Annotated in this window: 5 protein-coding genes; all 5 read left to right on the top strand. The window is 62.7% G+C overall.

Translation table 11 applies throughout. From position 1 onward, the window contains the following. Positions 1-122: 122 nt before the first annotated feature. Positions 123-4,370, top strand: a complete 4,248-nt coding sequence (gene rpoC / locus ABE571_RS18675; RefSeq protein WP_088434181.1) for a DNA-directed RNA polymerase subunit beta' — start codon at positions 123-125, stop codon at positions 4,368-4,370. Positions 4,371-4,716: 346 nt separating this feature from the next. Next, positions 4,717-5,091 (top strand): 30S ribosomal protein S12, encoded by a 375-nt coding sequence (gene rpsL, locus ABE571_RS18670; RefSeq protein ID WP_017356008.1) that lies wholly within the window; start codon positions 4,717-4,719, stop codon positions 5,089-5,091. A 12-nt stretch (positions 5,092-5,103) separates the two neighbouring features. After that, positions 5,104-5,571, top strand: a complete 468-nt coding sequence (gene rpsG / locus ABE571_RS18665; RefSeq protein WP_019186122.1) for a 30S ribosomal protein S7 — start codon at positions 5,104-5,106, stop codon at positions 5,569-5,571. Between the two features lie 136 nt (positions 5,572-5,707). Further along, on the top strand, positions 5,708-7,849 hold the full coding sequence (gene fusA / locus ABE571_RS18660) for an elongation factor G (protein ID WP_121044654.1): 2,142 nt from the start codon (positions 5,708-5,710) through the stop codon (positions 7,847-7,849). Between the two features lie 53 nt (positions 7,850-7,902). After that, the coding region (locus ABE571_RS18655; RefSeq protein WP_346464516.1) for a GTP-binding protein at positions 7,903-8,157 on the top strand (255 nt) is incomplete at its 3' end.

The raw sequence follows: 8,157 nt of genomic DNA, 5'->3' as shown, positions 1-8,157 counted from the left end.
TTTCCAAATTGTTTTGTTTGGTCTGCCTTGGGGCGGGGGGGGGGGGGCCCCCCCGCCCCCCCCGCCGCCACATCTGAACCGACAGCCCCATCGACAAGATTTCCTCCTTTCGGAGAAACACCATGAAAGACTTGCTCAACCTCTTCAACCAGCAGCGTCAGACGCTGGACTTCGACGCGATCAAGATCGCGCTGGCCTCGCCGGACCTGATCCGTTCGTGGTCCTTCGGCGAAGTGAAGAAGCCGGAAACCATCAACTACCGTACCTTCAAGCCGGAACGTGACGGCCTGTTCTGCGCCGCCATCTTCGGACCGGTCAAGGACTACGAGTGCCTGTGCGGCAAGTACAAGCGCATGAAGCACCGCGGCGTGGTCTGCGAAAAGTGCGGCACCGAAGTCACCCTGGCCAAGGTGCGCCGCGAGCGCATGGGTCACATCGATCTGGCCTCGCCGGTCGCGCACATCTGGTTCCTCAAGTCGCTGCCGTCGCGCATCGGCCTGATGCTGGACATGACCCTGCGTGACATCGAGCGCGTGCTGTACTTCGAAGCCTACGTGGTAACCGAGCCGGGCCTGACCGCCCTGGAGCGCCGCCAGCTGCTGACCGAAGAACAGTACCTGCAGGCACGCCAGGAACACGGCGACGACTTCGATGCCGCCATGGGCGCCGAGGCCGTGTACGAACTGCTGCGCACGATCGACCTGCAGTCGGAAATGACCCGCCTGCGCGAAGAAATCGCCAGCACCGGTTCGGAAACCAAGCTCAAGCGACTGACCAAGCGCATCAAGCTGGTCGAGGCCTTCCTCGAGTCGGGCAACCGTCCGGAGTGGATGGTCATGACCGTGCTGCCGGTGCTGCCGCCGGACCTGCGTCCGCTGGTGCCGCTGGACGGTGGCCGCTTCGCGACCTCCGACCTGAACGATCTGTACCGCCGCGTCATCAACCGTAACAACCGCCTGCGCCGCCTGCTCGAGCTGAACGCGCCGGACATCATCGTGCGCAATGAAAAGCGCATGCTGCAGGAATCGGTCGATGCGCTGCTGGACAACGGCCGTCGCGGCCGTGCCATCACCGGCACCAACAAGCGCCCGCTGAAGTCGCTGGCCGACATGATCAAGGGCAAGCAGGGTCGCTTCCGTCAGAACCTGCTGGGCAAGCGCGTCGACTACTCGGGCCGTTCGGTCATCGTGGTCGGTCCGTACCTGCGCCTGCACCAGTGCGGCCTGCCGAAGAAGATGGCGCTTGAGCTGTTCAAGCCGTTCGTGTTCGCCAAGCTGCAGCGTCGTGGCCTGGCCACCACCATCAAGGCCGCCAAGAAGCTGGTCGAGCGCGAAGAAGCCGAAGTCTGGGACATCCTGGAAGAGGTCATCCGCGAACATCCGGTGATGCTGAACCGTGCGCCGACCCTGCACCGTCTGGGCATCCAGGCGTTCGAGCCGGTCCTGATCGAAGGCAAGGCCATCCAGCTGCACCCGCTGGTCTGCACCGCGTTCAACGCCGACTTCGACGGTGACCAGATGGCCGTCCACGTGCCGCTCTCGCTGGAAGCCCAGCTGGAAGCGCGTGCGCTGATGATGTCCACCAACAACATCCTGTCGCCGGCCAACGGCGAGCCGATCATCGTGCCGTCGCAGGACGTCGTGCTGGGTCTGTACTACATGACCCGCTCGCTGGTGAACAAGAAGGGCGAGGGCATGGCCTTCGCCAACATCGCCGAAGTCAAGCGCGCCTACGACAACCGCGTGGTGGAACTGCACGCACGCGTCAAGGTCCGCATCACCGAAGTGGTGACCGACGAGGAAGGCAACAAGCAGAACAAGACCTCGATCGTGGACACCACGATCGGTCGCGCCCTGCTGGCTGAAATCCTGCCGGAAGGCCTGCCGTTCGCGCTGGCCAACACCGAGCTGACCAAGAAGAACATCAGCCGCCTGATCAACTCCAGCTACCGTCAGCTGGGCTTGAAGGACACGGTCGTGTTCGCCGATAAGCTGATGTACACCGGCTTTGCCTACGCAACCCGCGCTGGCGTGTCGATCGGCATCGACGACATGCTGATCCCGGACGAGAAGCGCGGCATCCTCACCGAGGCCGAAGCTGAAGTGCTGGAAATCCAGGAGCAGTACCAGTCGGGCCTGGTCACCGCCGGCGAGCGCTACAACAAGGTGGTCGACATCTGGTCGCGCACCAACGAACGCATCGCCAAGGCGATGATGGACACCATCGGTACCGAGAAGGTGGTCAACGCCGAAGGCGAGACCATCGACCAGAAGTCGATGAACTCGCTGTACATCATGGCCGACTCCGGTGCCCGTGGTTCGCAGGCGCAGATCCGTCAGCTGGCCGGTATGCGCGGCCTGATGGCGCGTCCGGATGGCTCGATCATCGAAACGCCCATCAAGGCGAACTTCCGTGAAGGCCTGAACGTGCAGGAGTACTTCAACTCCACCCACGGTGCCCGTAAGGGTCTGGCCGATACCGCGCTGAAGACGGCGAACTCGGGTTACCTGACCCGTCGTCTGGTCGACGTGGCGCAGGACGTGGTCATCACCGAGGTGGATTGCGGTACCACCGAAGGCCTGACCATGACCCCGATCGTGGAAGGCGGCGACGTCGTGGAGCCGTTGAAGGACCGCGTGCTGGGTCGTGTCGTGGCCGAGGACGTGTTCCTGCCGGGCAACGACGAAGATCCGATCGTGACCCGCAACACGCTGCTCGACGAGCAGTGGGTGGCCAAGCTGGAAGATGCGTCGGTGCAGTCGGTCAAGGTCCGTTCGACCATCAGCTGCGCCTCGCCATTCGGCGTCTGCGCACACTGCTACGGTCGCGATCTGGCCCGTGGCCACATCGTCAACATCGGTGAAGCGGTCGGCGTCATCGCCGCACAGTCGATCGGTGAGCCGGGTACCCAGCTGACCATGCGTACGTTCCACATCGGTGGTGCGGCATCGCGAGCTGCGGCGGTGGACAACATCACCGTCAAGACCACCGGTTCGGTGAAGTTCAACAACCTGAAGTCGGTCGAGCACGCCAGCGGTTCGCTGGTGGCGGTCTCGCGTTCGGGCGAAATGTCGGTGCTCGATGCCCACGGCCGTGAGCGTGAGCGTTACAAGCTGCCGTACGGCGCGACCATCACGTCCAAGGACGGCGATGCGGTCAAGGCTGGCCAGACCGTGGCCAACTGGGACCCGCATAACCACCCGATCGTGTCGGAAGTGGCTGGTTTCATCCGCTTCATCGACTTCATCGACGGCGTCACCGTCATCGAGAAGACCGACGAACTGACCGGCCTGGCATCGCGTGAAATCACCGATCCGAAGCGTCGTGGTTCGCAGGCGAAGGACCTGCGCCCGATCGTGCGCATCGTGGACAAGAACGGCAACGATCTGACCATCCCGAACACGGATCTGCCGGCGCAGTACCTGCTGCCGCCGCGCTCGATCGTCAACCTGCAGGACGGCGCCGCCGTCGGCGTGGGTGACGTGGTCGCCAAGATCCCGCAGGAAGCGTCCAAGACCCGCGACATCACCGGTGGTCTGCCGCGCGTGGCCGATCTGTTCGAAGCACGCAAGCCGAAGGATCCGGCGATCCTGGCCGAGCGTTCGGGCATCATCAGCTTCGGCAAGGACACCAAGGGCAAGCAGCGCCTGATCATCAAGGACACCGATGGTTCGGAACACGAAGAGCTGATCCCGAAGTACCGTCAGGTGATCGTGTTCGAAGGCGAGCACGTGACCAAGGGCGAAACCATCGTGGACGGCGAGCCGAGCCCGCAGGACATCCTGCGTCTGCTGGGTGTCGAACCGCTGGCGGCCTACCTGGTCAAGGAAATCCAGGACGTGTATCGCCTGCAGGGCGTGAAGATCAACGACAAGCACATCGAGGTGATCACCCGCCAGATGCTGCGCAAGGTCGAGATCACCGATCAGGGCACCAGCAAGTTCCTGAATGGCGAGCAGGCCGAGCGCCAGCGCGTCATCGAGGAAAATGCCCGCCTGGCCACCCGCAACGAGCTGCCGGCCCGTTTCGATCCGGTCCTGCTGGGTATCACCAAGGCATCGCTGGCGACCGAGTCGTTCATCTCGGCGGCGTCGTTCCAGGAAACCACCCGCGTGCTGACCGAAGCGGCCGTTCGCGGCACCTCGGACAACCTGCGCGGCCTGAAGGAAAACGTCATCGTCGGCCGTCTGATCCCGGCCGGTACCGGCCTGGCGTACCACGCCAACCGTCGTCGCAACGCCTCCGGGCTGACCGACTCGGAAATGCAGACCCTGTCCGGCAGCGCGCCGGCCGTGGCTGAGGTGGCCCCGGTGGCCGCCGTGGCGGTGGAATCGACCGAAGCTGAACAGGCTCCGGGCAGCGACGAGTAATACGCAGGCCCGGCTTCGGCCGGGCCCGTGGCAGGGCAGGGCGTCGACTCCGGTCGATGGCCCTCCCGGTAAGTCAGCAGGCATCGGCCACTGGTCGTCTGCCTGCCGATGAGGTAGGATGCCCGCCGGTCTTTCAACGGACCGGCTTGACAACCTGAACGGGGGGCATGGAAAAGGCTCCCCTGTAACGGCCCGGGATCAGGGCTGGCTTGGCGCGTGCGCATTTGACTGCGTTTTCGCCGGGTTGCTACAATCGTCTGTCTCAGCAGGCCGGTCTTTTGCCTGCTCGCACATTTCCGCATTCATGGCCAGTCTTTTCATTGGCCTCTCTCAGAAGAACATACTGATGGCGACGATCAATCAGCTTGTCCGCAAGCCGCGGCAGGCAACCACTTATAAGAGTGCCTCCCCGGCTCTCGATAAGTGCCCCCAGCGCCGTGGTGTCTGCACGCGCGTGTACACCACCACTCCGAAGAAGCCGAACTCGGCGCTTCGCAAGGTTGCCAAGGTTCGCCTGACCAACCAGGAAGAAGTGATTAGCTACATCGGCGGCGAAGGCCACAACCTGCAGGAGCACTCCGTGGTCCTCATCCGTGGCGGTCGCGTCAAGGATCTGCCGGGTGTGCGTTACCACACCGTGCGTGGCTCGCTGGACGCCTCCGGCGTTGCCAAGCGTCGCCAGGGCCGTTCCAAGTACGGCGCCAAGCGTCCGAAGAGCTAAGGGAAAGTACACATGTCTCGTAAAGGTAATACGCCGCAGCGCTCTGTCCTGCCGGATCCGAAGCACGGAAGTGAAACCATCGCTCGTTTCATCAATATGGTGATGCTGAGCGGCAAGAAGTCGGTCGCTGAAAAGATCGTCTACGGTGCCATGGACGTGATCGGCGAAAAGAACCCGAATTCCGTCGAGCTGGTTCAGAAGGCTCTGGAAAACGTGGCTCCGTCGGTCGAAGTCAAGTCCCGCCGTGTCGGTGGTGCTACGTACCAGGTGCCGGTCGAAGTGCGTTCGTCGCGCAAGATGGCCCTGGCCATGCGTTGGCTGATCGACTCGGCTCGTAAGCGTGGTGAAAACACCATGCCGAAGAAGCTGGCTGCCGAACTGCTGGACGCCTCGGAAAATCGTGGTGGCGCCATCAAGAAGCGCGAAGAAACCCACCGCATGGCCGAAGCCAACAAGGCCTTCGCGCACTACCGCTGGTGAGTTTGACGGCCTTGCAAAACAGGCACGGCAGCACCATCTAGGTGCTGCCCCGCGGCACCTGGGGTGCCGCGCCAATCCGAAGGCCGCCGAAAGGCGGCGTTCGGCCATCCGAATTCCAAGAAATTGAGAGGCTCCCGTGGCCCGCACCACTCCCATCGAGCGTTACCGCAATTTCGGCATCATGGCCCACATCGATGCCGGCAAGACCACCACGTCCGAGCGCATCCTGTTCTACACCGGCAAGAGCCACAAGATCGGTGAAGTGCACGACGGCGCTGCCACCATGGACTGGATGGAGCAGGAGCAGGAGCGTGGCATCACGATCCAGTCCGCTGCCACCACCGCGTTCTGGAAGGGCATGGACAAGTCCCTGCCGGAGCATCGCTTCAACATCATCGACACCCCCGGACACGTCGACTTCACCATCGAAGTGGAGCGCTCGCTGCGCGTGCTCGACGGTGCGGTGTTCGTGCTGTGCGCCGTCGGTGGCGTGCAGCCGCAGTCGGAAACCGTGTGGCGTCAGGCCAACCGGTACAAGGTGCCGCGCATTGCCTTCGTCAACAAGATGGACCGCACCGGTGCCAACTTCACCAAGGTCGTTGGCCAGCTGAAGGCCAAGCTCGGCGCCACCGCCGTGCCGATGCAGCTGCCGATCGGCGCTGAAGACGGCTTCAAGGGTGTGGTCGATCTGATCAAGATGAAGGCCATCCATTGGGATGAAGCCTCGCAGGGCATGAAGTTCGAGTACCTGGAGATCCCGGCTGACATGCAGGCGGAGGCCGAAGAGGCCCGTACCTACATGATCGAAGCCGCGGCTGAAGCCAGCGAAGAGCTGATGGAAAAGTACCTGGGCGGCGAAGAGCTGACCGAGGCCGAAATCGTCGAAGCCCTGCGCGTGCGCACCCTGGCCACCGACATCGTGCCGATGTACTGTGGCTCGGCGTTCAAGAACAAGGGCGTGCAGGCCATGCTGGACGGCGTGGTGCAGCTGCTGCCGTCGCCGATCGACGTGCCGGACGTGACCGGTACCGACGTGGACGACGAAACCATTGCGCTGAGCCGCAAGTCCGATGACAAGGCGCCGTTCTCGGCGCTGGCCTTCAAGATCATCACCGATCCGTTCGTCGGCGCGCTGACCTTCTTCCGTGTCTACTCGGGCACCCTGAACGCCGGCGACCAGCTGCTGAACTCGGTCAAGGGCAAGAAGGAGCGCATCGGCCGCATCCTGCAGATGCATTCCAACGATCGCGAAGAGATCAAGGAAGTGCTGGCCGGTGACATCGCCGCTGCGGTGGGTCTGAAGGACACCACCACCGGTGACACCCTGTGCTCGCAGGACCACCCGATCATCCTGGAGCGCATGGTGTTCCCGGAGCCGGTCATCTCGATGGCCGTCGAACCGAAGACCAAGTCCGACCAGGAAAAGATGGGTCTGGCGCTGGGCCGTCTGGCCCAGGAAGATCCGTCGTTCCGCGTCAAGACCGACGAAGAATCCGGCCAGACCATCATCTCGGGCATGGGCGAGCTGCACCTGGACATCATCGTGGATCGCATGAAGCGCGAGTTCAACGTTGAAGCCAACGTCGGCAAGCCGCAGGTTGCGTACCGCGAAACCATCCAGATGGCCGACGTCAAGTCGGACTACAAGCACGCCAAGCAGTCCGGTGGTAAGGGTCAGTACGGTCACGTCGTGATCGAGCTGTCGCCGATCACCGCTGAAGACCGTGCCGACCCGAAGATCGGTCCGATGATCAAGGACGACTTCCTGTTCATCAACGACATCACCGGTGGCGTGATTCCGAAGGAATTCATTCCGTCGATCGAAAAGGGCCTGCGCGAAACCATCACCAGCGGTCCGCTGGCTGGCTTCCCGGTCGTTGACGTCAAGGTGAAGCTGGTGTTCGGCTCGTACCATGACGTCGACTCCTCGGAAATGGCGTTCAAGCTGGCCTCCTCGATGGCCTTCAAGCAGGGCTTCCAGAAGGCCAAGCCGGTCCTGCTGGAGCCGATCATGAAGGTCGAGATCGTGACCCCGGAGGATTACCAGGGTGACGTGATGGGCGACGTCAGCCGTCGTCGTGGCGTGCTGCAGGGTTCGAGCACCACCGGTGACGGTTCGGCCAGCATCATCAACGCGATGATCCCGCTGGGTGAAATGTTCGGTTACGCCACCTCGCTGCGTTCGCAGACCCAGGGTCGCGCAACGTTCACGATGGAGTTCGACCACTACGAGCCGGCGCCGAACAACATCGCCGAAACCGTGATCAAGAAGTCCTGAGCGTAAGCTCAGGACTCCACCTCATTCTTTTCTGATATCCAAGGTATACAACAATGGCAAAGGGTAAGTTCGAGCGCACCAAGCCGCACGTCAACGTCGGCACCATCGGTCACGTCGATCACGGCAAGACCACGCTGACCGCTGCACTGACCAAGATCGGTGCCGAGCGCTTCGGCGGCGAGTTCAAGGATTACTCCTCGATCGACGCCGCGCCGGAAGAAAAGGCACGTGGCATCACGATCTCGACCGCACACGTCGAATACGAATCCACCGAACGTCATTACGCCCACGTCGATTGCCCGGGCCAT

Origin of the sequence: Stenotrophomonas sp. TWI273, assembly GCF_039674765.1 — a bacterium.
Lineage (GTDB): Bacteria > Pseudomonadota > Gammaproteobacteria > Xanthomonadales > Xanthomonadaceae > Stenotrophomonas.
The sequence above is the reverse complement of the archived record's forward strand: the minus strand, read 5'-3'. Positions and strand labels throughout refer to the sequence as shown.

Coding starts and splice junctions, on each gene's coding strand:
- rpsG (WP_019186122.1), top strand. CDS start 5,104: ATGTCTCGTAAAGGTAATACGCCGCAGCGCTCTGTCCTGCCGGATCCG.
- rpsL (WP_017356008.1), top strand. CDS start 4,717: ATGGCGACGATCAATCAGCTTGTCCGCAAGCCGCGGCAGGCAACCACT.
- rpoC (WP_088434181.1), top strand. CDS start 123: ATGAAAGACTTGCTCAACCTCTTCAACCAGCAGCGTCAGACGCTGGAC.